This is a genomic window from Nocardia sp. NPDC058244 (assembly GCF_042882065.1).
Lineage (GTDB): Bacteria > Actinomycetota > Actinomycetes > Mycobacteriales > Mycobacteriaceae > Nocardia.
Genome location: NZ_JBHVWX010000007.1, coordinates 72,211 through 96,746, shown reverse-complemented (window position 1 = coordinate 96,746; position 24,536 = coordinate 72,211). Strand labels below are relative to the sequence as shown.

Genomic DNA, 24,536 nt, shown 5'->3' with positions numbered 1-24,536 from the left:
CAGACATGAAGATAGCTGGGAATTTCGACGAGTTCTGGCCTACCGCAGAATCCAGCCTTGGACCGATTCGCAAGTTCGTAGCAAGCGACAACCCCCCCTACGATCCGAAGTTTCTGAGATATCTGGACGCGGGCCATATATTGTTCGCCGCCGTTGGCGCAACATCGGACGAACTCGGATCCGAAGCGCAGCTCCCGGGTGGCGCCTCCATACTTACCGATGGAGAATGGGTCTGGCGTGCGGATTTGCACTTCTATGCCGCCAGGTACCACGTCGACCTTCCCAACGAGTTCAAGGACCGGGTCGAGAAGCTGAACTACGAAGTTCCCGCGGTCGAACGTGACGACCTGATCCGTCTGACACATCAACTGAAAGAACTTCGTTCATCGCCAACGCACCCCAGAACAGAACTCGACTCGTAAGAGATGCGGATATGATATGACAGGCCTGGCGTGACCCTCGAAAGAGACACTGAACGTTGGAGGCCCGATCGAACGTGGACGCGATCGATCGGACCTCGTTATCGACCTGGACAACGCGGGGCGACTGATTCTTCCCTACTGGTCGAATCTATCGAGCATCCGAAGCGGAAACAAAATGAAAGAACAAGCCTTGGACTACTGGCGCGGCATAGTCAATGCGATTCTTTATTCGGTTCAGTTCGAGGCAAAGCTGGACGTGAGCGTGGCGAATCGGATTGCCGAGGGACTACTGGAGCGGCCGGTAGGGCTCTTGTCAGCTGACGACGAATACACCTCACTCGTCGCGGGACTCCGCTCCGGTGTGCCGCTGCCGACACTGGTCCAGTTGCGACAATCGGCGGACGAGGTGCGCGAGTTCCTGGCCCTGGTCGTCGACCGCATGGATTCGATGCGGCCATGGCCGATCCCTCCCTACGTCCAGCTACCCGACGAATACTTGATGGAGGTCCACGGAAGCCTGCCTATCGCCCGGATATCTCATAGACCTGACGAGACAGCAGCGCGACTCTCGCGCGGGTTCTCGTTCGACGGCCAAGGTATGCAGTACTTGCTACTACGTTTGAGATCCGGCATCGTGATCGGATTCGTGTCACCATACTGGAACGGAAGCGCCGACGTCGCTGTCTTTTGTACCGACCCGGATCGCAACGGGGACACCGCTCTTCGTGAGCTCATGGATACCGGCCGACTGCAACCGGAAAGCATCTTCGTGCTGGAGGAAGCCGGTGCCGTGCCGACTGCGACCAGGTACGACACGACACCGATGCATTCCGAATTCCGCGGCGAGAACCTCCCGGGGAACACGGTGTGGCGTGGAGCGCGAGTCGACTACTTGGACTACACAGCGCGACAGCCTTTCCGGCTGCACGGCTACGGTGGCGCGCTGCACGACTCCAAGGGCACACTGTTCGACACGACCGCAGCGGTGACGCTCTGGACGCCGCACGGCGGTCGGGCGATATTCGTCATGGATCACAACGGCTACTTGTACTCTGCACCCTTTCATGTCGTCGGAAAGTTTCATCCTTCGAGTTTGCTGGCAGGCGCCCCGGTCGCTGGAGCTGGGGAAATTCAGGCCGTGGCAGGGCAGGTCCTGTTGATCAGCGACAGGGGGAACCACTACCGGCCTGCCCGGCGCTACACGATGCAGGTCATCGACAGCCTGCGACGACAAGGGCTGGATGTCTCGAACTGCAGAGTCGAGTATCACTCCGAGCGTTGAGATGCCTTCGTCTACCGTTGATTTCGAGGAGAATTGCCGATGTCTTTTGATCAGCCGCTCGGTAGCGCGGAGCAGGTCGCGGAGTATCTCCGGCGAGTGCTGGACACACGGATCGAGTTCGACGTTCGGGAGACTCCGACGGTGTGGGTGTGCCAGGAGCGGCCGAATGCCGAAGACCTGCGGAGGGATGAGGAGATGGCCGAGCGTGCGTCGCGAGGGATTCCTCCTGAGCCCGGTGGTGGGTACATGGTGTACGGGGTCGAGAAGAAGAACTCGCATGTGTTTCATCTCGGCCAGAATCCGCCGGACCATCCGGCGCGGCTACTCGACCGATCGGCCTGGGACGACACGTACTTCGGGACCGGGCAGATTCATCCGAAGCCGTGGCAGGTGCGGATCGACCTGATCGGAAATGACGGGCGAACGCTGACATATCGGATCCGGGCTGTCTCCAGAGCGGATCCGCCGCGGGCGCCGATCGATCATTACGTCACCGTCGACAGCGTCAGCAGGCAGGTCGACTATCGCGTCGATCGGTTGTCGCGGTTTCTCGTCGACGCGGTGCGGCCCATCACCGATTCGCGATACCGTGGCGGACCCTGGTTGACCACCTCGACGTTCGACCTCTGAGCCGTGCGGACCACAACGATCATCGGCTCCTGATGCGAATCTCGGGATAGGGACAGTAGTGGCGATCTACCTGGTTGTTCGGCGGGCTTCGGAGACCGAGGAGACGGTGACGTATCGGTTCGGCGGGGCGGAGCATCGATTCGAGCGTGAGCTGACGATCGGCAAGACGGACTATTCGGTGGTGTTCGCGGACGGGCAGGAAGATCACCTCGGGGTGCTGGCGGCCGGTCTGGTGATCAGCCGCCACCGCGCTGAAGGGGTGTGGGCGCGATTCGTCAGCAGACAGTCATGAGCCATCGGCTCCGTGCGAAGCACCTCCGCCGGTGGTCATCAGGTCTGGGGTGGCGTTCACGGCGGGGCTGCCGCGAGGAGGTTGTGTTCGGGGCGGGTGGGTATCCGTATGGTCGTCGGGGATGGCGGACAGCTGCGGTCGGGGATGGAACCGGTCGGGGGTTGGGTGCGTCTAAGGATGTAGTGGCGGGGAACTGTCGCGTCTGACCAGGTAGGAGAGCTGTGCGAGGCGTTGTGGTGGTGCGGGCGGTGGCCTGTGGGCTGGCTGGTGTGGCTGTGCTTGCTGGGTGTGGGGATGGCGAGCAGGGAGCTGGCGGGCCTACGAAGGCGGCGGTCGAGGTGTTCAACCCGTGTCGAGGGGCGCTGTCGGACGACGCGTTGCGGAGTGCGGGGCTGGACCCGGCCACAAAGAGCGTCCTCACCGATCCGCCGAGTGGCGCATCGTCCTGGCGAGTGTGCAGTTGGAAGCCCCTCGACGACCGATTCGGCTCAGGTCGCCGGATGGTTGGTGTGTTCTCGACGAGCAAGACGCTGAGCGACGCTCGCAAGAAGGAAGGCGCCGTCGTGTTGCGCGATACCGCCGTCAACGGCAGGCCCGGGCTGGTTTCGCAGGAGACGAGCGACCCGGACTCCTGCTACGTGTCGTTCGAGGCTGAGCAGGGGATGTTCGAGATTCGGACATCGTGGTTGAGCAAAGAGGGTCCGCGCGTCGGTGATGCCTGCGAGATGTCGGAGAAGTACGGTGCGCTGCTCGAGCCGCACCTGCCGAAGTGAGGGGGAACGGCCATGACTCAGGACCATGCGAGCTACTGGCGCAACATGAAGGCGCAAGCGATCAGTGGTGAGTTCAAGATCGAGGACGGCCTCGGACAGGCGATCGCCGACGTTGTCAATCAGTACATCCTCGACTTGGAGGATCAGAGGAGCAATGCGACCGGTCTCGCTCGACTGAACGGATGGGGCGATCTTCCTTCCGCCACTGCCATCCGGGAAAAGCTCGAGGGCAAAGCCTCAGCCGACAACTCGGCAGTCAAGCGCCTGGACGAACACATCGCCATCGCCCGCGACCAGCGCGACACTTTCCTCGCCGCCATCGGCAAACTGCAGGCCGTCGACCAGCAGACCGCAGGCGCACTCGGAACAACAGGGGCGGGGATCTGATGTCGTTCTGGACCGATGGCACTATCGGCGAGTTCTTCTTCCACGCGGGCACATTCGGCATTTTCAAGGTCATGGACAACTATGACCGGGCCGACGAGTCCAGTCGGCTCGATCAGGACGGCCGGGAAGCGTGGGAGGGTGACCGGGCCATCATCACCGATGAGTGGTCGCGGCTGAGTGCCAATTCCGGGCTGACGATGGACAAGGCGGCGATCACCTCGCCCGAACCGTTCAGCACCTGGACGCATCAGCAGATCTGGCAGGCGCTCAACGGCAAGGACGGCAGTTCCGGTGTCGACGCGACGGCGGTGAACGCCGGCGCGGATGGCTGGCGGCGACTCACCACGGGGACCGAGACCGCGGTGACGAACTACCGCAACAGTTTCGAGCGAGTGCTGTCCGAGAAGTGGTCGGGGCAATCGGGTATCGCGGCGATCGACGCGGTGAAGAGCTATACCACCGACGCGACGAAGCTACCCACCGCATTTCAGATGGTGGCCAACGGAATAGACCACATGCAGGGGCTGCTCGGGCAGTCGAAGATCGCGATTCCGAAGCCGAACGAGGTGTCCGGCTTCGACGAGTTCATCAGCCACATCCCCGGCAACGGCGTGGTCAAGGCGGCGAAGCATCGGGCGACCGAGGCGGAGGAAGACGCGCGGCTCTTCATGATCGGCACGTATCAGCCCGGTTCGGTGATCGTCGACGGCAAGACCCCGGTGCTGCCGCTGCCGCAGAACAACACCGAGAATCCCGGCGACGGCGATCCCAGGACCCGTAACGGCAACGACGGCACCACCAACGGGACCACCGACGACAACGGCACCACGCCGGGGACCGATCCCGCTGGGACGCAGGAGAATCCGGGGACGACATCGCCGCAGACGACCGACACCGGCGACGATCAGACCGACGACGACGGCACCGAGGACGACTCCACCTCGCCGAGCGGTACCGATCCGTCGGCGACCACTCCCGCCACCACCACGCCGGGGACCGGCCAGCCGACGACTCCCGGTGACACCAAGGGCGGTGGGTCGGCGGGCGGCGGCTCGCCGGGGTCCGGTGTGCCCACGGGGGCGGGCGTGCCCGGTGCGGGGCGCAGTGTGTCGGGCACGCCCGGTGGCGCGGGCGCCGGTGTTCGCGCGGCGACGGCGGGTTCCGCGGGCGCGCGGGGCATGAGCGGGATGCCCGGCATGATGGGCGGTGGCGGGCGTGGTGGCAACGGCAAGGACGACGAGAACGAGCACACCAGCCCCGACTATCTCATCCAGGATCGGGAGAGCGAGCTCATCGGGCAGTTGCCGCCGACCCTGCCGCCGGGTGGAGTGATCGGCGCGTGAGCTGGGATCACGCCGTGGAGGAGCGCGAGCAGGTGCAGCTCGGCCGCTGGCGACTCGACCCGCACGCGTTCGCCATCGGCGTCGAGGGGCACGGGCGCGACCGGCTGCCGTATCCACTGACCTTCCGGCCGGAGTTGGCGGAGACGCTCGAGATCCACGCCGAGCGTCGCAGGGCGGCGGGGCTGCGCTTGCAGCAGGTCTATGACCAGCGACTGCACAGGGTGTTCCGGGCGCTGCTCGAACCGGAGGTCCGGGTCGAGATCGAGGGGTTGTCCGGTGCCGGCCAGACCGAGGTCGTGCGGGTGTACGCGGGGATCGTCGAGGATCACGCGGCCCTGGCGGTTCAGGCGCACGGGCCGACAAGGGAAGAAGGCGGCGATCTCACCCTGAGCATCGTGCCGCTGCCCGAACTGGCGGCGGAGATCGTCGCGGCGCTGCCGCGGGTGCCGGGTGGGACAACGCCACGCTTCCAGGGGCACCGCGGTGACCTCGACGCCGCCACCTACGCCCGGCATCCCACGCGCCTGTCCCCGGCCGAGCAGACGCAGCGGTTCTTCCGCCGCGCCCGCGTCGGCACGGGTGAGATCACCGTCTACCCGGGCTTCCAGCTGGACGCGCGCCCGACCTCGGACGGCAAGGCGTTTCTCTGGCTCGACTATCCCGACGACGGCCGCTACCTGCTACAGCACCACGACGCCGACGAGTTCACCGTCATCCCCGGCCCCGCGCCCGAACTCCAGCACCGGATCGCCAAACACCTGGCGATATTCACCGAGCGCCGTCGTTGACCTGACGCCGCGCGAGCGGCGATCCCGGATTCGACCGAGCCGAGCCGTGTGAGGCTACTTCCCGCGCAGGCCGAAGGGGTTGCCGTCGGGGTCGGCGAGGACACAGATCCGCAGGCCGGGGGCCACTTCGCGGGGGGCGGAGCGGTCGGTGGCGCCGTTGGCGAGCAGGGCGGTGCGCGTGGCGTCGAGGTCTTCGACGTCGGTCATGGCGACCGGGCCTTCCGCCACGTCGCCCTGGGGGTTGAGGCTCACCTCGAAGCCTTCGACGTTGTAGCCGACGTAGTAGGGCTCGTCGGTGTGTGGGGTGCCGTAGAGGGCGGTGTAGACCTTCTTGGCGGATTCCAGATTGGCGACGGGGATGACGACGGCGCCGATGGCTGGGCTCATCTTGGCTTCCTTCCGAAGGGTGTCGGTGAAGATCGTGATGCTCCGTCAGCCAGCCTAACCACCGGAAACGACGAAAGCGGGCAGCGTTGGCTGCCCGCTGTCGTCGGTGTCTCGATCAGAGGGCGTCGGCCAGGGCGGCCAGCGCGGCGGTCCAGTGTGCGGCGAAGCGTGCTGCCTCGGCTTCGGAGAACAGGGCCGTGCTCCAGCGGAAGTTGGTGGTCAGGGCCGGGCCGTCGGGGGTGGTGCCGATGCCGGCGATGACGTCGACCGCGTAGCGCAGCGGCAGATCGGGCTCGGGGTCGAGCGGCAGGGCCGTGTCGTGCGCGCCGACCAGCAGGGACCAGGGGTTGCCCTCGGTGCCGGACAGGTCGATGCGGCCCAGGTAGTTGAACTCGACCTGGGGTTCGGCCGCGCCGTGGAGTTCGGGGACCCGGTCGACGTAGCGGAGCAAGCCGTAATCGAGGCCCTGGTTGGGGATTTCGCGCAGGTGGGTCGTGACGCCGTCCAGCAGGGTGCGGGCGGCGGCCGGATCCGCTTGTACGCGAACGACATCCACCGCGTCGTCGCCGACGCCGAGGCGGACGGGGAAGACGCTGGTGAACCAGCCTAGGGTGTTGGCGGTGTCGGTGCCGAGTTCGGCGTCGGCGCGGCCGTGGCCCTCCAGCGCGATCAACGCGCCTGCGGCAGGGTCGTTTCCGTTGTCGGCGTGGACCGAGGCCATCGTCATGGTGAGGGCGGTGAGCAGCAGTTCGCGCACACCCTCGTCCTTGCCGACATGGGCCAGCAGACGTTCGGTCAGGGCGACCGGTGTCGCGACCGTGCTGACGCGCAGAGTGGACCAGGTGTCGGTGGCCGGGGCGGGCAGCCGAGCGCCGAGCGCGGCGTCGGGCGCGCTCACCTGGGCGGCCCAATAGTCGCGCTGGGCGAGCACTTCCGGTTCGGTGGCGCGCTGCCACAGGGCTTCGGACCACTGCCGGTAGGAGGTGAACTCGGGCAGCATCTTCGGTGTCACGCCGGACTGGACCTGCTGCCAGGCGGCGGCCAGGCCGTCGATCATGATGTGCCAGGACACCACATCGACGGCGAGGTGGTGGATCGCCAGCAGCAGGACACCTTCGGCGTCGTCGGGGAACCACACCGCGCGCACCAGCTCACCGGCGCGCGGGTCGATCGCGTCGTTGGCGGTGCGCGCGAATTCGGTGATGGCCGAGTCGAGTTCGGCACCGGCGAGGCCACGCGGCGCCTCGATGACGACATCGGCGGCCCGCACCGCGCCGGGCGCCCTGGTGACCAGGCGCGGTCCGTCGGGGGTGTCGGTGAGCACGGCGCGCAGGGTGTCGTGCGCGTCGAGCAGGGCTTGCAGCGTGGCGTCCAGTCCGGCGCGGTCGATGCCCGCGGGCAGGCGGAGCAGGGCGGTCTGGGTGAAGCGGCGGTAGTTGCCGTACTCGTACATCCACGACACCACCGGCAGCGGCGGCACCACACCGTAGGCGTCGGCACCGGACTGGGCGGCGACGGCCGGGCCGTCGTCGGCCGCGGCGGCGAGTTCGCGAATCGTCGGGCAGGCCAGCACCATGCGCGGGTTGAGCGCGATGCCGCGCCGCCTGGCCTTGTTGACCAGCGAGATCGCGACGATGCTGTCGACGCCGAGCTCGTAGAAGTCGGCGTCGACGCCGGGCGCGCGGCCGTCGAACAGTTCGGCGAAGACCTCGCTGAGCGCGATCTCGGTGGGGGTCTCGGCGGCGGCGCTGCCGTCGACCGCCGAGAGAGTCTGTTCGGCGAGTTCGTGCAGGGCGTGACCGTCGAGCTTGCCGTTGACGTTCACCGGCAGCTGTTCGAGGACGACGATCCGCGCGGGAATCATGTACGCGGGCAGGCGCTGCGCCAGATCGGCGCGCACCCGGCTCACGACCACCGCGCGCCCCGCCTTGCCGACCACGAAACCGACCAGCGACGCACCACCGGCGCGGCGCACCACGGTGACCGCGGCGGTGTCGATATCGGCCGAGCGGCGCAGCGCGGTCTCGATCTCGCCGACCTCGATGCGATAGCCGCGCACCTTGACCTGCGCGTCGGCGCGGCCCAGGTAGCCGAAGCGGCCGCCGGGCAGTCTGCGCACGAGGTCGCCGGTGCGGTACATGCGCTGACCGGGGCGATGCGGGTCGGCGCAGAAGCGGTCGGCGGTGATGGCGGGCTTGCCGAGGTAGCCGCGGGCCAGCTGCGCACCGGACAGGTAGAGCTCGCCGACGATGCCGGGCGGCACCGGGCGCAGCCGCGAGTCCAGGACGTAGCCGGCCATGCCGCCGTTGGCGGTGCCGATGGTCGGGATCTCCGAGGTGGCAACCGGAGCGACGACCGCCTCGACGGTCGTCTCGGTGGGGCCGTAGCAGTTGTAGACGGCGGTGCCGGGCAGGGCGCGCAGGCGGGCCCAGAGGGCGGTGTCGATGGCCTCGCCGCCGAGGGCGAGCACCGGCAGTTCCCGGTCGAGCAGGCCCGCCGCCGCCAGTTGCGCCAGCATGGACGGGGTGGTGTCGATCATGTCGATGCCGAATTCGGCCATGCCCGCGACGATCCGGTGCGCGTCGCGCATCTCCTCGGCGTCGAACAGGTGCAGGGCCTGACCGGCGAAGAAGCCGACCATCGGCTGCCAGGACGCGTCGAACCCGAGCGACCAGGCGTGCGCGACCCGCAGCGGGCGGCCGAGCTTCGCCATCGCGGGCCGGTAGAAGCGCTCCAGGTGATCGGCGAAGTACCCGGCCAGGGCGGCATTGGTGCCGACGACGCCCTTGGGCTCGCCGGTCGAGCCGGAGGTGAAGATGATGTAGGCGCTGTGCTCGAGCTCGCGGCGCACAGCGGGGGCCTGGGCGGGGCGCGCGGCGACGCGGTCGACGACGGCGGGGTCGTCGAGCAGCAATACCTCCATCGAGCTCACGCCTGCGTCGACGCGAGTCGACCCGGTGTCGATCACTGCCTGGCCGCCGAGCGGGTGCCGGTCCGCTGTCGAACCGAGTGCGACGCCGTCGAGCAGCGCACGATCCTTGCCGAGGATGACGACGAGGGCCGGGTTCGACTGACGCAGAATCGATTCGATGCGGCTCGCGGGCAGCGAAATGTCGACCGGCACATAGGCGGCGCCAGCGGCGAAGGTTGCCAGAATAGCGACGATCGATGCGGTGCTGCGCGGGAGCATCAGGGCGACAACGGTTTCCGGGCCGACACCGTGGGCGGCGAACTCCCCCGCCATCCGGCAGGCCTGAGCGTGCAGCTCACGGTAGGTGAAGATCTCACCGCCGGTGGTGGTGAGCGCGGTCGCGTCGGGGGTCGCGGCGGCCTGGCGCTCGAACAGCTCCCACGGCGTCGAAGTCGCCGCTGGCACGAGATCGGTTGCCGCCGCACGTAGTTCGGCGTGTTCATCGGCGGTCAGCAGGTCGATCGCGTCGAGCGTGGCCGCGGCGTCGAGCTCGGGCAGCGCGCGCAGCACCGCGACCAGGCGGGCGCCGAGATCGGCGGGGTCGAGGTGGCCGAGCAGGGCCGGGATCGCCTCGACGAGGACGAGCAGATCGCCCTCGCTCAGGTGCGAGACGACGGTGAGCGGGTAGTGCGCCAGGCTCTCCATCTCGATCGGCCGGAACCGCGCGCCGTCGGGGGCGGTGACGGTCTGGATGGCGTCGTCGATGGGAGCGTTCTCGAAGACGAACAGGGTGTCGAACAGCGAGCCGTGCCCGGCCGCGCGCTGCAATGCCGACAGGCTGAGGTAGCCGATGTCGCGCATGGCGGCCGAATCCCGTTGCAGGCGTGCGCACTGCGCGACGACCGGCTCGGCCGGGTCGAGCCGGTGCACGACCGGGACGGTGTTGATGAACAGCCCGACCATGCCCTCCACGCCCGCGAGCTTCTCGGGGCGGCCGGAGATGGTGGTGCCATAGACGACGTCGCGCCGATCGGTGATCCGGCCGAGCAGCAGCGTCCAGGCGAACTGGACCGCGGTATTGAGCGTCATGCCGTTGGCGCGCGCCCACTGCTGCAACCGCGCGGTCTCGGTGGCGGACAGACGAAGTCGCGTGGTCTGGGGCACGGCGGAGCCGCGCTCGCCGGTGCCGTCGGCCAGGACCAGCGGCGCGCTGACCTGCCCCAGGTACTCGGCCCATCGGCGGGCGGCGGCGTCGTGGTCCTGGGCGCCGAGCCAGCCGATGTAGTCGCGATACGGGCGCGGGGCGGGTAGCCCGGCGAGGCTGCCGCCCGCCTGGTAGACGGCGAGCAGTTCGGTGAAGAACACCGCCACCGCCCAGCCGTCCATCAGGATGTGGTGCGCGGTGAGGATCATCCGCCTGCGCGGCTCGGGCGCGTCGGTGACGTTCAGCAACAGCACCCGCAGGGCCGGGCCGCGACTCAGCGCGAACGGCACCCGGCGCTCGGATTCGGCGATCGCGTCGAAATCCGCTGTCCGCGCGTCGCGCTCGGCCCAGGGCAGCTCGGCGCGCGACGGGATGATCTGCACCGGCTTGGGCACGTCGGTGTCCCAGAACGCGGCGCGCAGGTTCGGATGCCGGTCGAGCATCGCCTGCGCGCTGCGGCGCAGCAGGCCGGGATCGAGCGGGCCATCGATGTCGACCACGAATTGCATCGTGTACAGGTCGATCTCGGTGCCCGCCAGACGCGACAGCGAGAAGAGCCCCTCCTGCAGCGGGCTCAGCGCCAGCACGTCCTCGATCTGCGGGGCACTCATGCGATGTCCTTCCGTACCTGCGTGTTCACTAGCCCTGCGCCTGCCAGGCCGCTGTCAGCGCCGACAGCGCGTCGGCTTCCAGGCCCGAGGCGCTCATCGGCGCGTGCGAGACCTGTTCGGGTTCCTCGGCATTCGGCTGCTCCGCCGCGGCGGCCGCGTCGACGGCGGCGGCCAGTTCGGTGATCGTGAAGTACTCGAACACCATCTGCGGGGTCAGCGGCAGGCCGAGGGCGGCGGCGCGGGCCGACCACTGGATCGAGATGACGCTGTCGCCGCCGAGGGCGAAGAAGCCGTCCTCACCGGTGACGTCGTCGATCTCGAGCAGTTCCTCGATCAGCGCGATGAGCTGACGCTCGGTCTCGGAGTCGGCCGCGCCCGCACCCGCGGTGGTGGCCGCGGCGAGCGGGGCCGGTGCGGCGAGCAGCCGGTCCAGGTGGGCCTGCGGCAGCACCCGCAGCTCGGCGACCGGCAGGTCCGGCGTCTCGGCGAAGGCGCGCAGGGTGGCGGCCAGCGCGTCCGCGATCAGGGCGGCGGTGGCCGGGTCGTAGAGATCGGCGTTGACGACGACGCGCACGTCCATGCCGCCGTCGGCGGTCACGTTCAGGCTCAGGTTCAGGTCGAGGAACGAGACGTCGAAGTCGGCGGGCAGCACGGTCACCGTCGAGGCGCCCGAGGACGCGAACGGCAGCGTGGCCGGTGCCCAGTCCGCACCACGGAAGTGGATCATGCTCTGGAACAACGGGTTCCGCGAGCGCGAGCGGCGCGGGTTGAGCGCCTCCACGAGCCGCTCGATCGGCAGCTCCTGGTGCGCGTTGGCGTCGAGGACGACATCGCGGGCCGCGCGCACGGTGTCGCGCAGGGTGGGCGCGCCCGACAGGTCGTTGCGCAGCACCACCATGTTGGCGAACAGGCCGATCAGGGCGGTGGTCGCCGGGTCGGTGCGGGCCGCGACGGGGGTGCCGAGCGAGATGTCGGTGCCGCCGCCGAGGGCGTGCAGGAGCGTGGCGACGGCCGCCTCGCACACCATGAACTCGGTGGCGCCACTGCGCAGCGCCAGCGCCTCCAGCCCGGAGCGCACGCTCGCGGGCAGCGAGAAGGTGACCACCTCACCGCGCTTGCCGAGCACCGGCGGACGCTGCCGGTCGTGCGCGACCGAGATCTCCTCGGGCACGTCGGCCAGCTTCGTCTTCCAGTAGTCGATCTGGGCCAGCGCGAACTCGCTCGGCGCGGCCTGGTCGAACAGCTCGCGCTGCCACAGGGCGTAGTCGGCGAATTGGATCGGCAGCGGGCTCCAGCCCGGGGTCCCGCCCTGCTCGGCGCGGGCCCGGTAGGCAACGGTCAGGTCGTCGAGCAGCACGCCGAAGGACGCGTGGTCGGCGACGATGTGGTGCACCAGCAGCGAGAGCACATGGGTGTCGGCGTCGAGGACGAGCAGTTCGGCGCGGATCAGCGGCTCACCGTCGAGGGTGAACGCGTATCCGGCGATGGCCGCGAGTTCGGCGGAGAGATCGGCGGGCGCGATCTCGCGGATCGGCAGCGGCACGGCGGTGGCGGGGTGCACCACCTGGTACGGGATGCCGTCGTGTTCGGGGAAGGTGGTGCGCAGCGACTCGTGCCTGGCGACGACGTCGTCGAGCGCCGAGCGCAGCGCCGCGATGTCGAGCGCGCCGTCGAACCGCAGGGCCAGCGGCAGATTGCCGACCGAGCCGGCGCCCTCCATCCGGTACTGGAACCACATGGCCAGTTGCGAGTACGACAGCGGGACGCGCTCGCCGCGCGGCCTGCCACCGATCGCCGGACGACCCGGATCGGCCTGCGGTGCAGCGGTATCGACCACCACCACCTGCTCCTCGACGACCTCGTCGTCGGAGTCGACGGCGTCGAGGTCGAGGTCGAACTCGGCCAGGAAGCGGGCCACCAGGTTCGCGGCCAGCGCGGCCGGGGTCGGGCTGTCGAAGACGACGCGGACGTCGAGCTCGACGCCGAACTCCGCGCGCACCTGGGCGACCAGCCGGGCGGCGAGCAGCGAATGCCCGCCCAGCTCGAAGAACGAGTCCTCCGCGCTGACCTCGTCGAGCCCGAACAGCGTGCCGAACAGGGCGCACATCTTGCGCTCGGTCGCGGTGGCCGGCGCGCGGTGGGCGCGCACGACGGCGGGAGTCGCGGTGGGCAGCGCGCGCTTGTCGAGCTTGCCGTTGACGGTCAGCGGGATCTCCGGGATGACCGCGAAGGCGCTGGGCACCATGTATTCCGGCAGCCCGGTCGAGGCGAAGGCGTGCACCTGCTCGAGGTCGATCGACGCGTCGGCGGGCACCACGTAGGCGGCCAGCATGGCGCCGACGGCGGGGTCATCGGTGACGATGACGACGCAGTGCGCGACGGCGGGATGCGCGGCGATCGCGGCCTCGACCTCGCCGAGTTCGATCCGGAAGCCACGCACCTTCACCTGCTCGTCGGCGCGGCCGACGAATTCCAGCTCGCCGAAGCTGTTGCGGCGCACCAGGTCACCGGAGCGGTAGAGCCGCGCGCCCGGGGTGAACGGGTCGGCGACGAAGCGCTGCGCGCTCAGCGCGGGGCGGTCCAGGTAGCCGCGGGCCAGCTGGTCGCCGCCGAGGTAGAGCTCGCCGACCACGCCGTCGGGCACCAGGTGCAGGGCCTCGTCGAGGACATAGGTGTAGACGTTGCGGTTGGGGATGCCGATCGGCACCACGCCGGTGCCCTGCGGGCCGGCGACCGGCATGTGGGTCGAGCAGACCACGGCCTCGGTCGGGCCGTAGTGGTTGCGCAGTTCGGCGTCGAGGGTGTTGGCGAAGCGGTCGGCGACCTCGCCGGGCAGCGCCTCACCGCCGACCGGGACCTGCCGCAGCGACTGCCACTCGCTCACCTCGGGCAGCAGCAGGAAGGTGCTCAGCATGGAGGGCACCATGTGCAGCACGGTGACCTGGCGGCGGGTGATCAGGTCGGCGACGTAGCGGATGTCGCGGAAGGCGTTGGGCTTGGGCACGATCAGCTGCGCGCCGACCGTGAGGGTGATGGCGATATCGACCAGCGAGGCGTCGAAGCTCACCGACGACGACTGCATCAGCCGGTCCTCGGCGGACATGCTCCAGTCGGCGGTGAAGCACACGATGTGCTCGGCGATCGCGGCGTGCGGCACCGGGACGCCCTTGGGCTTGCCGGTGGAGCCGGAGGTGTAGATGACGTAGGCGAGGTTGGCGGGCAGCAGCGGGCGCAGCCGGTCCGCGTCGGTCGGCGCGGTCGCGGGCAGCGCGGCCGCCGTCGTCTCCGCGGCCGCCAGCTCCACCGCGCCGAGCAGCAGCCGGGGACGCGCGTCCTCGACCAGGTACTCGATCCGGTCGTCGGGGTAGGCCGGGTCGATCGGCAGGTACGCGCCGCCCGCCTTCAGCACGGCGAGCACGGCGACGATGAACTCCACCGAGGTGCCAAGGCGCAGCCCGACGATGTCCTCGGTGCCGATGCCCTGCCCGATCAGCCAGTGCGCCAGCCGGTTCGCACGTGCGTGCAGCGCGGCGTAGCTGAGCTCGATGTCGTCGGAGGCGAGTGCGGGTGCGTCGGGGGTCGCGGCGGCGGCGGCCTCGAACAGCGCGACGAGGGTGGTCGCGGGCTGGTCGACGAGTACGCCGTGCGAGCGCTCCAGCAGCGCGGCGCGGTCGTCGGCGCCGAGCATGTCCAGGTCGGCGAGCCTGCGGCGCGGGTCGCGCAGGGCGGCGTCGAGGAGCCTGCCGAAGTGCGCGAGCAGCTGCTCGACGAGGGATTCGGCGAGCACGTCGGTCTGGTACTCGGCCTCGACCACGGCGGTGCCGTCGTCTTCGAGCACGATCGCCAGCGACAGCGGCACCTGCGCGCTCACCGCGCCCAGTTCGAGCTGGGTGGAGGTGACGCCGTCGATGGCGAAGCCGTCGGCGCTCTTGCGCACGCTGAAGCCGAGGCGGACCAGCTGGTCCATGCCGTCCCGGCCGGCCACGCGGTCCGGATTCGCCTCGCGCACCACGCGATCGATGCCGACGCCGCGCCGGGCGAACCCGCCCGCGCAGGTGTCGCGCACGGCGGCGACGAGCTGGGCGAAGTCGTCCCGGTCGCCGAAGGTGGCACGCAGCAGCAGGGTGTTGCCGAAGTAGCCGATGAGCTGCTCGGTGCCCGCCGGGCGATCGGTGACCGGGATGGAGACGAGGAAGTCGTCGGCGGCGGTGTAGCGGTGCACCAGGGCGTCGAAACCGGCCAGCAGCACCATGAACGGGGTCGCGGCGTGCTCGCGCGCGAACTGCTCGGTGCGGGCGACCAGGTCGGCCGACAGGCGGTGGGTGCGGCGCTGGGCCTGCCTGCCGGGGGCCGCGGCGGGCGAGCCGGGCAGTTCCAGCGGTTCGGGCAGCGGGCGCAGGGCCGCGCGCCAGTAGTCGACGTCGGCCTCGGCGGCCTCGGCGGTGGAGGCGATCGCGGCGAACTGGACCGTGGCGCCCGCGCCGGATCCGGCGCGGTAGGCGGCGTTGAGCTCGGCGAAGAACACCGACCAGGAGTCGTCGTCCCAGCAGATGTGGTGGATGGCGAACAGCACGACGTGCTCGTCGGCGCCGGTCCGGATCAGGGTGGCGCGCACCGGCAGTTCGGTGCCGAGGGCGAAGGGGCGGCCGAACTCGCGCCGGGCCAGCACCTCCACCCGCAGGTCACGGCCGGATTCGGCGAGGTCGGTCAGGTCGTGGGTCTGCCACGGCGCGCGGGCGTCGTCGGTGAACACCTGGAACGGTTCGCCCTCGGCGTCCGCGCCGTAGGTGGTGCGCAGGATGTCGTGGCGGGCCACCACGGTGTCGAACGCGGCGTGCAGGCGCTCGCCGTCGAGCGGACCGGTGAGCCGGTAGGCGACACAGATGGACAGGGCGGTGTCGTCGGCGTCGCGGGTCTGCAGGAACCACATCCGGCGCTGGCCGGGGGTGAGCGGACGGCGCTCCCCCGCCGCGATGCGCGGCACGGCCACGGGTTCGGGGGTGGCGGCGGCCATGCCGCTCGCGCGCAGCTTCTGCTGGAGCAGCAGCCTGCGGCGCTCCGCGACGGACAGGGTGGCTTCGGTGTCAGACATGTTCGTTCGGCCCCTCAGCCCTGGTTGGTGTTCTGTGCCATCAGCAGCACGACGTCGTCGAGCGACGCGCCGCCGAGAATCGCCGCGACCGGCAGATCGCGATCCAGCTCCGCCTTGACCCGCTTGCGGAAGTCCAAGGCCTGCAACGAGTCCAGGCCGAGGGCGACCAGCGGCATGGTGGCGTCGATGGCGTCGGCGCTGTCACCGCCGATTACCTCGAGCAGTTCGGTGCGCAGGCGCAGGTCCAGCGCGACCCCGTCGGCCGGTGCGCCGACCGGCGCGGCCTGCGCCACGACGACGGGCTCGACCGCGATCGGTGCCGGCTCGACCGGCGGCGCGGGCACGGTCGACTCGAGGCCGGTGAGCACCGAAGACAGGCCGAACGCGCCGAGCACCTCGCGCAGGAAGTCCCAGTCGGCGGCGATGATCATGCCGTCGCGGGCGGGCAGCACGAGCCCGGCCTCGATCGCGTCGGCGGGCACCATCGGGAACACGCCGGCCTCTTCGACGCGCGCGAAGCCCGCGTCGTCCAGCGGACCGGCCACGCTCCACAGGCCCCACTGGAGGCTGGCCGCGTCGATGCCGCGGGCCCGCAGCCTGCGGGCGGCCACGTCGAGCATGCGGTTGGTCACCGCGTACAGGATCTGGCCGCGGCCGCCCAGGGTCGCGGCCATGGACGAGCACAGCAGCACGCGCGCGCCGTCCGCCAGCGGCGCGGCGTCGACGAGGTTGTCCAGGCCGCGCAGCTTGGCGCCAGCGGCGGTGCGCACGTCCTCGGCGGTGATCTTCCCGAGTTCGGCGTCGACGTAGTTGACGGCGGCGTGGATCACCAGGTCGACCGGGCGATCGGCGATCTCGGCGCCGAAGGCGGCCGCGGCCGCCGGGTCGCTGACGTCGCAGGCCCGCACCACGATCTCGGTGCCGCCAAGACCGCGCAGCCGCGCCAGTTCGCCCGCCAGCGCCGCGGTCTCGCCGCTGCGGCTGAGCAGGGTGACCCGACCGGCGCCGGTGCGCGCCAGGTGATCGGTGAACCGCAGCCCGAGCTGACCGGTCCCACCGACGATCACCACATGGTCGAGATCGGTACCGAGCGCGCCGGTGTCGGCGGCGGTGTCGAGCACCAGCCGCTTCACGAACACCTTGCCCGCGCGCAGCGCCAGTTCGGCCTCCCCCGTGGAGTGCACGGCGGCGACGATCTTGGCGGCCTGCGCGGCCGCGGGTTCGGACGCGGCGAGGTCGAGATGCCGGAACAGGATGCCGGGGTGCTCGATGCCGACACTGCGGAAGCCCGCGGTGACGCCCGACTGGAACAGCGCGGGAATCGGATCGCCGTCGTGGACGGACTCGCCGCCGACGGTCAGCAGCCAGCACTCACCGCCGGGACGCAGCGCGGACAGCGCCGTGGCCCAGGCGCGGTCGGCGTAGAAGCCGGTCAGCGCGTCGATGGCGGCGGCGGTGTCGTCGGCGGCGGTCTCGGGCAGCAGGACGACCACGGCATCGGCGGCCGAGCCGTCACCCAGGGTGAAAGCCGTTGCGCCGGAGGCCAGGTCGGCCGGGCCGAGGACGCGCGCACCGGCGCCGTGCCGGTCGGCGGCCGCGAGCAGCGCGGTGGCGAGGTCGGCGCATTCGCCGGTGTGGTCGACCAGCAGCAGGTTGCGCGGCGCGGTGAGCGAGCGGCGCTGCAGCGGGCTCCACTGTTCCACCAGCCGTTGCGGTTTCGGCGTGCTGACGACCAGCTCGGCCGGGGTCTCGTGCGCGCCGAGCGGCGCCCACAGCCGCTTGGGCGAGGTGACGGTGTGCGGGAAATCGCGCAGCGGCAGGGTGACGGTGTCGTCGACACGCAGTGCGTCCCAGCGGTAGTCGGCGTCGAGCACGGCGACCTGGGCCAGGTTGCGGGTGAATTCCGAGAGCCCGTCGGCCGAGCGCAGCGAGGTGCCGAGCACGCGGAAGTCACGCGGGGGCAGGCCGGGCCGGTTCGGGACCAGGCTCAGGTTCTCCTGCAGCGCCAGTTGCAGCACCGGGTGCTCGGCGACCTCGATCATCAGGTCGACGCCGTCGCTGCCCGCGCCGACCACGGCGCGGTCGAACCGGACGCGGTTGCGCAGGTTCCAGTACCAGTACTCCTCCTGCTTGAGGTCCGGCGTGATCACCTCGCCCAGGGTCGCGCCGTAGCAGGGGATCTCGGACGCGGTGAAGTTCGTCGCGCTCATCTCGCCGCCGAGGAAGCCCTCGAATTCGGCCCGCACCTCGGCGACGATGGAGGTGTGCGCCGGGAAGGCGACCCGGATCTCCCTGGCGAACTGGCCGCGCGCGGTGGCCGCTGCCACCAGCTCGACCACGGCCCCGCGTTCACCGGAGATCGCGATGATGTGCGGCGAGTTGACGACCGCCAGCTCGGCCCAGCCGGAGTTGCGCGCCATCAGCGCTTCGACGCTCTCGCGGTCCATGCCGAAGACCGCCATCGAATAGCCGCGCGGGGACAGCCGGTCCGCGAGCAGGGCGCGATGGGTCACCGCGAGCACGGAATCGCGCAGCGTCATCACCCCGGACACCGCGCCCGCGGCGAGCTCGCCCTGGCTGTGGCCGATGGTCGCGTGCGGTTCCACACCGGCGGCCCGCCACGCGGCGGCCAGACCGGTCATGTGGAACATCAACGCGGGCTGTACTTCCCACACCTCGTCCTCGTACTGCCCCTCGTTGCCGAGCAGGTAGTGCAGCGGCTTGGAGTGGCCGAAACGTTCGGCGTGGATGGCGGCGCACTCGTCGACGACGGCGCGGTAGGCCGGCGAGAGCTCGTAGAACACCGCGCCCATGCCGGGACGCTGGCTGCCCTGACCGGGGAAGACGAAGCCGACGCGGCGGGGCCCGGCGGGAACGTCGGCCCGGACCACGGAGGGATGGTCGGTATCGGTGGCGATCGCGTCGAGCGCGGCCAGCAGGTCGGTCCGCGCGTCGCCGGTGGTCGACGGCGGCGCCGGCACCAGGGCGCGGCGACGACGGGCCACCCGGGTGCGGAACAGCATGTCCGCCAGGCGTTCCGGGGTCACCTCGGCATGTGCGGCGACATAGGCGCGCAGGCCGGCGGCCTCGGCGCGCAGGCCGTCGACGCTGTCGGAGGACAGCAGGACGGGAACGGTGCCGTCGGGCAGACGGTACTCAGCCATGGTTGGTCTCCTCCAGCACCGGCAGGCCGACGATGGCGTGCGCGTTGGTTCCCGCGACGCCGAACGAGGACACCGCGCCGTAGCGCATGCCGTCCGCGCGCGGCGCCCAGTCGGTGAGTTCGGCGGCGAGCCGCAGACTGGTCGTGTCCCAGTCCAGGTCGGTGGTCGGGGCGTCGGCCCACAGGCTCGGCGCGATCGCGCCGTGCGCGCCGCACAGCAGCACCTTGATCAGGCCGAGCATGCCCGAGGCGGCCTGGGCGTGCCCCGCGTTGGACTTCACCGAGCCGAGCAGCGGTCCGTCGGCGCCGCGCTCGGGATCGCCGTACGTGGCGGCCAGCGCGGTCAATTCGAGCGGATCACCGACGGCGGTACCGGTGCCGTGCCCCTCGATCAGGCCGATGTCGTGCGCGCTGATCCCGGCGGCGGCGACGGTGGCCTCGATGAGCCGCTGCTGCGCCTGCGCGCTCGGCACCGCGATCGGCGCGCCCGCGCCGTTGTGGTTGACCCGCGAGCCGAGCAGCTGACCGTAGATCCGGTGCCCGAGCGCCCTGGCCCGCGATTCCCGTTCCAGCACGACGACGCCGGCACCCTCGCCCCACAGCGTCCCGGTCGGGTCGGCGGCGTAGGAGCGGCAGTGGCCGTCGGTGGCCAGGGCGTTGTTCTTGGAGAACTCGTAGAACGCGCCGGGCGAGCCCATCACGCAGACGCCACCGGCCAGCGCCCAGTCGCATTCGCCCGCGCGAATGGCCGACGCGGCCTGGTGCACGGCGGTCAGCGACGAGGCGCAGGCGGTGTCCACGCTGATCGACGGGCCGACCAGGCCGAGCCCGTGCGAGATGCGCCCGGCGACCGCGCCGAGCGCGGTACCGGTGGCCCGGTAGCCGCTGTAGTCGTTGACCCCGGCCACGCGCGGCCCGTACTCGGTCGCCGAGACGCCCATCCAGACGCCCGCCGAATCACCGTCGAGCGCACCGGGATTGATGCCGGCGTGCTCGAGCGCCCGCCAGGCCACTCGCATGGCCACCCGCTGCTGCGGGTCCATGGCGACCGCCTCGCGCGGGGTGATGCCGAAGTACTGGGCGTCGAATTCGGTGGCGCCGTCGAGGAAGCCGCCCGCGTCGCGCACGGCGGCCCAGCCGTCGAGCCTGCCGAGGGCGAGCAGCTCGTCGAGCGGCCACTCGCGGTCACGCGGGAACGGGCCGATCAGTTCGCGGCCCTCGGCCAGCGCCGACCAGAACGCGGGCAGGGTGTCCACGCCGCCGGGCGCCTCGACGCCCATGCCGACGATGACGATGGGGTCGTTGCTCGGCTCACTCATCGGGCGAGCGCCTGACCGGCGAGTACCTCGGCGATGCCGTCGATGTTCTCGTCGATGTAGAAGTGGCCGCCGGCGAACAGGTTCACCTCGAGCTCGCCGCTGGTGCTGGTCTCCCACGCGTAGAGATCGCGGGGGCCGACGAACGGATCGTCGTCGCCGCCGAGCACCAGCAGGGGCGCGGCGACCTGGACGTCGGTGCCGCAGGAGTAGGCGTCGAAGGCGCGGTAGTCGGCCTTGAGCACCGGCAGCGCCATCCGCATGACCTCACGGCTGGCCATCACGTCGGCGCCGGTGCCGTTGAGGGCGGCCATGTGATCGAGCAATTCCTCGTCCTCGGTGGGATGCCCGGGGAGCTCGGCGATCCGGTGCGGGGCGGCCGCCGCGGAGGCCACCAGCAAACGCACGGGCAACCCGGCGGCCTCGGCCAGCCGGACGAACTCGAACGCGACGATGGAACCCATGCTGTGGCCGAAGACGGTCAGCGGGGCGCCGGTGTCGTGGGCGGAGCCGCGGAAGGCCTCGAAGGCGCCTGCGGCGAGTTCGGGCAGGGTCTCGGCGGCGGCGTCACGCACGCGATCCTGGCGGCCGGGGTACTGCATCACCACGGTGTCGAAGTCCTGGGCCATACGCTTGGCGAACACCCGGTAGGCGGAGGCGCCCGCGCCCGCGTGCGGGAAGACGATCAGCGGCGGTAGGGAGTCGGTCCTGGGGGCCTGGAATTGCCGGATCCAGCCGAGTTCTCTTGCCATGTCGTTCTCCCTCACCGGTCGCGCACACACTGCGCGGCCGTTTCGCACTGTCCAACGCCGTGCCGACGCACGGGCCCGCCCGGCGCGGTCGTCCGGGACCGGGGCGAATCCTGTTGCGCCCGAGGCCGACCCGTTCGGTCGCACCCGGCAACCACCGGGCGATCGGTCGGGCAACAGTAACACCCGGGCATTAGTATAGGCTAGCCTTACCAATCCAGGTGACCAAGGTTACGATTGAACGGAGCACCCAGGAGATGACCCCCGCCGGGACCCCCTACGCGCTACCCCGCGAGCAGACCGATCTGCCCGCCGAGGTGGCCGCCACGCCGGCGCCGGCACTGCCGATCTTCGCGGCACCCTTCGCCCTGCGCGTCGCCGACCCGGACGGCACCGACCCCGAACTGCTCGCCGAGTGGATGGCCCGCCCGCACCTGCTCGAATCGTGGGAACAGGACTGGGACGCCGAGCGCCGCCGCGCCGACTTCGAGACCCAGCTGGCCGGAACCTATTCGCGGCCCTGCATTCTCAGCCTCGACTTCGCCGTGCTCGGCGAGCCGGAACTCGGCGTCCGCGACATCGCCTACATCGAGCTGTACCGCGCGGCCAAGGACGAGATCGGCAGGCTCTACGACGCCGCGCCCGGCGACATCGGCTTCCACATCGCCACCGCCGACACCAGGGTGATCGGCAAGGGCATCATGTCCGCCTGGATCTCGACCATGGCCGCGGCCGTCTTCGCCGCCAATCCCGAGTGCCGCCGGATGCTCGGCGACCCGGACCACCGCAACCGGGCCATCTGCCGCAGCTTCGACAAGATCGGCTGGCACCTCGTCGGCGAGTTCGACGTCCGCCCGACCCGCCGCATCGCGCTCTACGCGACCCCGCGCACCCCGGACGACCTCCCGGTCCCGCGCGGCTGAGCAGCCGACGGCAACAGCCCCGCGCCTTCCGGTGCGGGGCTGTTGTGCGTTCGGTGCCTCAGCGCGCGGCGAGGTGGTTCGCACCGGCGCGTGCCCGGGCGGGCTCGGTGCGCAGCACGCGGTCCGAGAGCTCGCCGAGGCAGCTGAGATTGGGGAAACCGGGGCCCTGGGCCATCGCGGCCATGTTCGGCAGATAGAGCTTGCCCGCCAGGCCGGTGACGGCCAGGTCGTAGCCGATCGAGGACTCGATCCGCTGCTGGGTCAGCGGGCCGCCGACGGCGAGCTCGAGCAGGTCGGTGCTCTGCTGATCGAACAGGTCGAGGAACCACAGCGGCTGACCGCCGGTGGCGTCGACCACCAGATCGAAGTTGTGCACCTGATCGGCGCGCAGCTCGTTGGACAGCGTGAGCGCCAGCGCCTCGCCCTGCGGCGCGATCTTGGTGACCCGGCCCTGCAGGTGGTGCACCCGGTTGTCGCCGAGCAGGCTTTCCTGCACGCGCACCGAGAACACCCCGCGGTCGGTGCGCCGGATGACATCCCGGCGTTCCTGGATGCTCAGCGCGTTCCACTTCACCGGATCGCTGAACAGCGAGTTCTCGAAGAAGCTCTCGCCGCGGGTGTAGAGGGTGGCCATCGGCGAGATCACCGAAATGGTGAGCATCTCGTGCCGGACCAGCTCGTCCAGGGCCGAGCCGGCGGTCTCGCCGCCGCCGATCACCGCGGCCCGCGAGGCGGCGGGCAGGCTGCGCTTGCCCGCGAGGTCCCAGAACTCGGCGATGCTGAGCACGCGCGGGTGTTCGGCCAGCGCGCGGCTGCTGCGGCCGGGGCCGGTGATCATCAGGCCGTCGGCGGTGAGCTCGGTGCGGGCGCCGTCGGCGTCGACCACGTCGACCTGCCACTGGTCGCCGATGCCGTTGCCGTCGTTGCGGATCCGCTCGACCCGGCCGAGCACGAGCTCGAGGTCGATGGACTTGGCCACCCACTGCAGGTACTTGGCCCACACGTGGTGCTGCGGGCTCGGCCTGCCGCGGTCGATCCACTCGGCGTAGGTGCCGTGCTCGATCAGGAACGAGGTCCAGCTGAACGCGGCCATCGCCTGGTCGATGTCGCGGTTGCGGCCGCGCGCCCAGGTGGAGTGGTACGGGAAGCCGATGTCCTTCTCGGGGCTGGTGCCGAGGCGATGCTGACCGTCGGTCCAGCCGCCGGTGGGCAGCCAGTTGCCGCCGACCGCGTGCGATTCGACGACGACCACGCGCGGCGCGGGCAGGCCGAGGGTGCGCAGGACATGCGATTTCGCAGCCACCGCAAGGGCTTTCGGCCCCGCGCCGACTACCAGGAGGGTTTCCACCGGTTCGTTCTCCACTCTCTCACGCATTGCGCGCCGGGATCGTCCACAGGGCGATTGCCCGGACACGGTCCCCATATTTGCATAGGCTTACCTTATCTGGCCAGTGTGACCCTCGTGCGCCTATGCAGACAAATTAGTGACCTTAGGCTAACCTAACGGCATGGGTAAGGGATTGAACGGCCTGATCACCAAGGCCTGGGGCGGCGCCGACTACAAGCTGACGGTGACATCCAACGAGCAGATCACCGACAAGTTCCTCCGGATCGGTGTCGATCTCGGCGGCCTGCTCGCCGATCACCCGGTGCACCCCACCCAGTGGATCCGCCTGTGGATTCCGGACGCCGAGAGCGACAAGCTGCACCACCGCGGCTACACCCTCGTCGACCCGGACCCGGAGACCGACACCGCCTACATCGACTTCGCGCTGCACAACGGCCCCGCGGCCGACTGGGCCCGGCGCGCCGCGCCGGGCGACCCGCTCGACGCCACCGTCCTCGGCTCGGACTTCCAGCTGCCGGAGCAGACCCCGAGCGAGTACGTCGTCTTCGGTGACACCGCCTCGCTGCCCGCCATCAACTCGCTGCTCGACGCCATCGGCGACACCCCGGCGCGGGTCTGGCTGGAGTGGCAGTACGAGTCCGACCAGACCATCCCGGTGCGCAACAAGCCGCACCACCAGCTCACCTGGCTGCAGCGCGTCGACGACGGCCGCCTGATGCGCGAAGCCGCGCTGGAGATCGAGTGCGCCGCGGACGCCTTCGCCTGGGTGGCCTGCTGCGGGCAGACCACCCGCTCGATCGTGAAGACCCTCAAGGGCCAGCACGCGCTGCCCAAGACCGCGATCAAGTCGCAGGCCTACTGGAAGTAGGTCATCCCCGAGGACGACCACCGGTCGGTCTCGGTGCTGATGCGGGC

The 24,536-nt window shown here is 70.3% G+C and carries 17 protein-coding genes; 10 read left to right on the top strand and 7 right to left on the bottom strand.

All coding sequences use genetic code 11. The features are described 5' to 3' along the window. Positions 1 to 5 precede the first annotated feature (5 nt). The 8 genes from ACFVW6_RS22680 to ACFVW6_RS22645 all read left to right on the top strand — a co-directional run bounded on the left by ACFVW6_RS22680 (position 6) and on the right by ACFVW6_RS22645 (position 5,917). Positions 6 to 422 carry a hypothetical protein gene (locus tag ACFVW6_RS22680; protein WP_378829538.1) on the top strand — a complete coding sequence of 139 codons (417 nt, stop codon included), beginning with the start codon at positions 6 to 8 and terminating at the stop codon, positions 420 to 422. Between the two features lie 175 nt (positions 423 to 597). Then, positions 598 to 1,704, top strand: coding sequence for a hypothetical protein (locus ACFVW6_RS22675; RefSeq protein ID WP_378829535.1), 1,107 nt, complete (start codon positions 598 to 600; stop codon positions 1,702 to 1,704). Positions 1,705 to 1,743: 39 nt separating this feature from the next. Beyond that, positions 1,744 to 2,334 carry a hypothetical protein gene (locus ACFVW6_RS22670; protein ID WP_378829533.1) on the top strand — a complete coding sequence of 197 codons (591 nt, stop codon included), beginning with the start codon at positions 1,744 to 1,746 and terminating at the stop codon, positions 2,332 to 2,334. 58 nt (positions 2,335 to 2,392) lie between these two features. After that, entirely contained in the window at positions 2,393 to 2,626 is a 234-nt protein-coding gene (locus ACFVW6_RS22665; protein WP_378829531.1) for a hypothetical protein, read from the top strand. Between the two features lie 221 nt (positions 2,627 to 2,847). Then, positions 2,848 to 3,399: a DUF3558 domain-containing protein gene (locus ACFVW6_RS22660; protein ID WP_378829529.1), complete on the top strand. Its 552-nt coding sequence runs from the start codon at positions 2,848 to 2,850 to the stop codon at positions 3,397 to 3,399. A gap of 12 nt (positions 3,400 to 3,411) precedes the next feature. Next, positions 3,412 to 3,786 carry a hypothetical protein gene (locus ACFVW6_RS22655; protein WP_378829527.1) on the top strand — a complete coding sequence of 125 codons (375 nt, stop codon included), beginning with the start codon at positions 3,412 to 3,414 and terminating at the stop codon, positions 3,784 to 3,786. Further along, the gene (locus ACFVW6_RS22650) at positions 3,786 to 5,129 is read left to right on the top strand and encodes a hypothetical protein (protein ID WP_378829525.1); all 1,344 of its coding nucleotides are present in this window, start codon (positions 3,786 to 3,788) and stop codon (positions 5,127 to 5,129) included. The genes ACFVW6_RS22655 and ACFVW6_RS22650 overlap by 1 nt, the downstream gene beginning before the upstream one ends. Further along, positions 5,126 to 5,917 carry an ESX secretion-associated protein EspG gene (locus ACFVW6_RS22645; protein ID WP_378829523.1) on the top strand — a complete coding sequence of 264 codons (792 nt, stop codon included), beginning with the start codon at positions 5,126 to 5,128 and terminating at the stop codon, positions 5,915 to 5,917. Before ACFVW6_RS22650 ends, ACFVW6_RS22645 begins: the two co-directional genes overlap by 4 nt. 54 nt (positions 5,918 to 5,971) lie before the next feature. Here the strand turns inward: ACFVW6_RS22645 and ACFVW6_RS22640 are convergent, their stop codons facing one another. From ACFVW6_RS22640 to ACFVW6_RS22615, 6 genes are all read right to left on the bottom strand, one after another. Further along, complete coding sequence (locus ACFVW6_RS22640) at positions 5,972 to 6,304, bottom strand: VOC family protein (RefSeq protein WP_355271262.1); 333 nt, start codon at positions 6,302 to 6,304, stop codon at positions 5,972 to 5,974. A gap of 115 nt (positions 6,305 to 6,419) precedes the next feature. Continuing rightward, complete coding sequence (locus ACFVW6_RS22635; RefSeq protein ID WP_378829520.1) at positions 6,420 to 11,030, bottom strand: amino acid adenylation domain-containing protein; 4,611 nt, start codon at positions 11,028 to 11,030, stop codon at positions 6,420 to 6,422. A gap of 28 nt (positions 11,031 to 11,058) precedes the next feature. After that, positions 11,059 to 16,122 carry an amino acid adenylation domain-containing protein gene (locus tag ACFVW6_RS22630; RefSeq protein WP_378829517.1) on the bottom strand — a complete coding sequence of 1,688 codons (5,064 nt, stop codon included), beginning with the start codon at positions 16,120 to 16,122 and terminating at the stop codon, positions 11,059 to 11,061. A gap of 14 nt (positions 16,123 to 16,136) precedes the next feature. Further along, positions 16,137 to 19,286 carry a nocobactin polyketide synthase NbtC gene (gene nbtC / locus ACFVW6_RS22625; protein WP_378829516.1) on the bottom strand — a complete coding sequence of 1,050 codons (3,150 nt, stop codon included), beginning with the start codon at positions 19,284 to 19,286 and terminating at the stop codon, positions 16,137 to 16,139. Then, positions 19,279 to 20,604: a polyketide synthase gene (locus tag ACFVW6_RS22620; RefSeq protein WP_378829515.1), complete on the bottom strand. Its 1,326-nt coding sequence runs from the start codon at positions 20,602 to 20,604 to the stop codon at positions 19,279 to 19,281. Before ACFVW6_RS22620 ends, nbtC begins: the two co-directional genes overlap by 8 nt. Next, positions 20,601 to 21,353, bottom strand: a complete 753-nt coding sequence (locus ACFVW6_RS22615) for a thioesterase II family protein (protein ID WP_378829513.1) — start codon at positions 21,351 to 21,353, stop codon at positions 20,601 to 20,603. The genes ACFVW6_RS22620 and ACFVW6_RS22615 overlap by 4 nt, the downstream gene beginning before the upstream one ends. A gap of 254 nt (positions 21,354 to 21,607) precedes the next feature. Between ACFVW6_RS22615 and ACFVW6_RS22610 the strand changes: the two genes are divergently transcribed. Next, positions 21,608 to 22,273, top strand: coding sequence for a GNAT family N-acetyltransferase (locus ACFVW6_RS22610; protein WP_378829512.1), 666 nt, complete (start codon positions 21,608 to 21,610; stop codon positions 22,271 to 22,273). A 58-nt stretch (positions 22,274 to 22,331) separates the two neighbouring features. On the opposite strand, the gene ACFVW6_RS22605 is transcribed toward ACFVW6_RS22610, so the two are convergent. Continuing rightward, on the bottom strand, positions 22,332 to 23,648 hold the full coding sequence (locus tag ACFVW6_RS22605) for a SidA/IucD/PvdA family monooxygenase (protein ID WP_378829511.1): 1,317 nt from the start codon (positions 23,646 to 23,648) through the stop codon (positions 22,332 to 22,334). 133 nt (positions 23,649 to 23,781) lie between these two features. Here ACFVW6_RS22605 and ACFVW6_RS22600 point away from each other — a divergent pair, with 133 nt between their 5' ends. Continuing rightward, positions 23,782 to 24,489 (top strand): siderophore-interacting protein, encoded by a 708-nt coding sequence (locus ACFVW6_RS22600; protein WP_378829510.1) that lies wholly within the window; start codon positions 23,782 to 23,784, stop codon positions 24,487 to 24,489. Positions 24,490 to 24,536: the final 47 nt, after the last annotated feature.

Excerpts from the sequence above, each read along its gene's own strand:
- ACFVW6_RS22680 (WP_378829538.1), top strand. The coding sequence starts at position 6 with ATGAAGATAGCTGGGAATTTCGACGAGTTCTGGCCTACCGCAGAATCC.
- ACFVW6_RS22675 (WP_378829535.1), top strand. The coding sequence starts at position 598 with ATGAAAGAACAAGCCTTGGACTACTGGCGCGGCATAGTCAATGCGATT.
- ACFVW6_RS22670 (WP_378829533.1), top strand. The coding sequence starts at position 1,744 with ATGTCTTTTGATCAGCCGCTCGGTAGCGCGGAGCAGGTCGCGGAGTAT.
- ACFVW6_RS22655 (WP_378829527.1), top strand. The coding sequence starts at position 3,412 with ATGACTCAGGACCATGCGAGCTACTGGCGCAACATGAAGGCGCAAGCG.
- ACFVW6_RS22650 (WP_378829525.1), top strand. The coding sequence starts at position 3,786 with ATGTCGTTCTGGACCGATGGCACTATCGGCGAGTTCTTCTTCCACGCG.
- ACFVW6_RS22640 (WP_355271262.1), bottom strand. The coding sequence starts at position 6,304 with ATGAGCCCAGCCATCGGCGCCGTCGTCATCCCCGTCGCCAATCTGGAA.
- ACFVW6_RS22635 (WP_378829520.1), bottom strand. The coding sequence starts at position 11,030 with ATGAGTGCCCCGCAGATCGAGGACGTGCTGGCGCTGAGCCCGCTGCAG.
- ACFVW6_RS22630 (WP_378829517.1), bottom strand. The coding sequence starts at position 16,122 with ATGTCTGACACCGAAGCCACCCTGTCCGTCGCGGAGCGCCGCAGGCTG.
- nbtC (WP_378829516.1), bottom strand. The coding sequence starts at position 19,286 with ATGGCTGAGTACCGTCTGCCCGACGGCACCGTTCCCGTCCTGCTGTCC.
- ACFVW6_RS22620 (WP_378829515.1), bottom strand. The coding sequence starts at position 20,604 with ATGAGTGAGCCGAGCAACGACCCCATCGTCATCGTCGGCATGGGCGTC.
- ACFVW6_RS22615 (WP_378829513.1), bottom strand. The coding sequence starts at position 21,353 with ATGGCAAGAGAACTCGGCTGGATCCGGCAATTCCAGGCCCCCAGGACC.
- ACFVW6_RS22610 (WP_378829512.1), top strand. The coding sequence starts at position 21,608 with ATGACCCCCGCCGGGACCCCCTACGCGCTACCCCGCGAGCAGACCGAT.
- ACFVW6_RS22605 (WP_378829511.1), bottom strand. The coding sequence starts at position 23,648 with ATGCGTGAGAGAGTGGAGAACGAACCGGTGGAAACCCTCCTGGTAGTC.
- ACFVW6_RS22600 (WP_378829510.1), top strand. The coding sequence starts at position 23,782 with ATGGGTAAGGGATTGAACGGCCTGATCACCAAGGCCTGGGGCGGCGCC.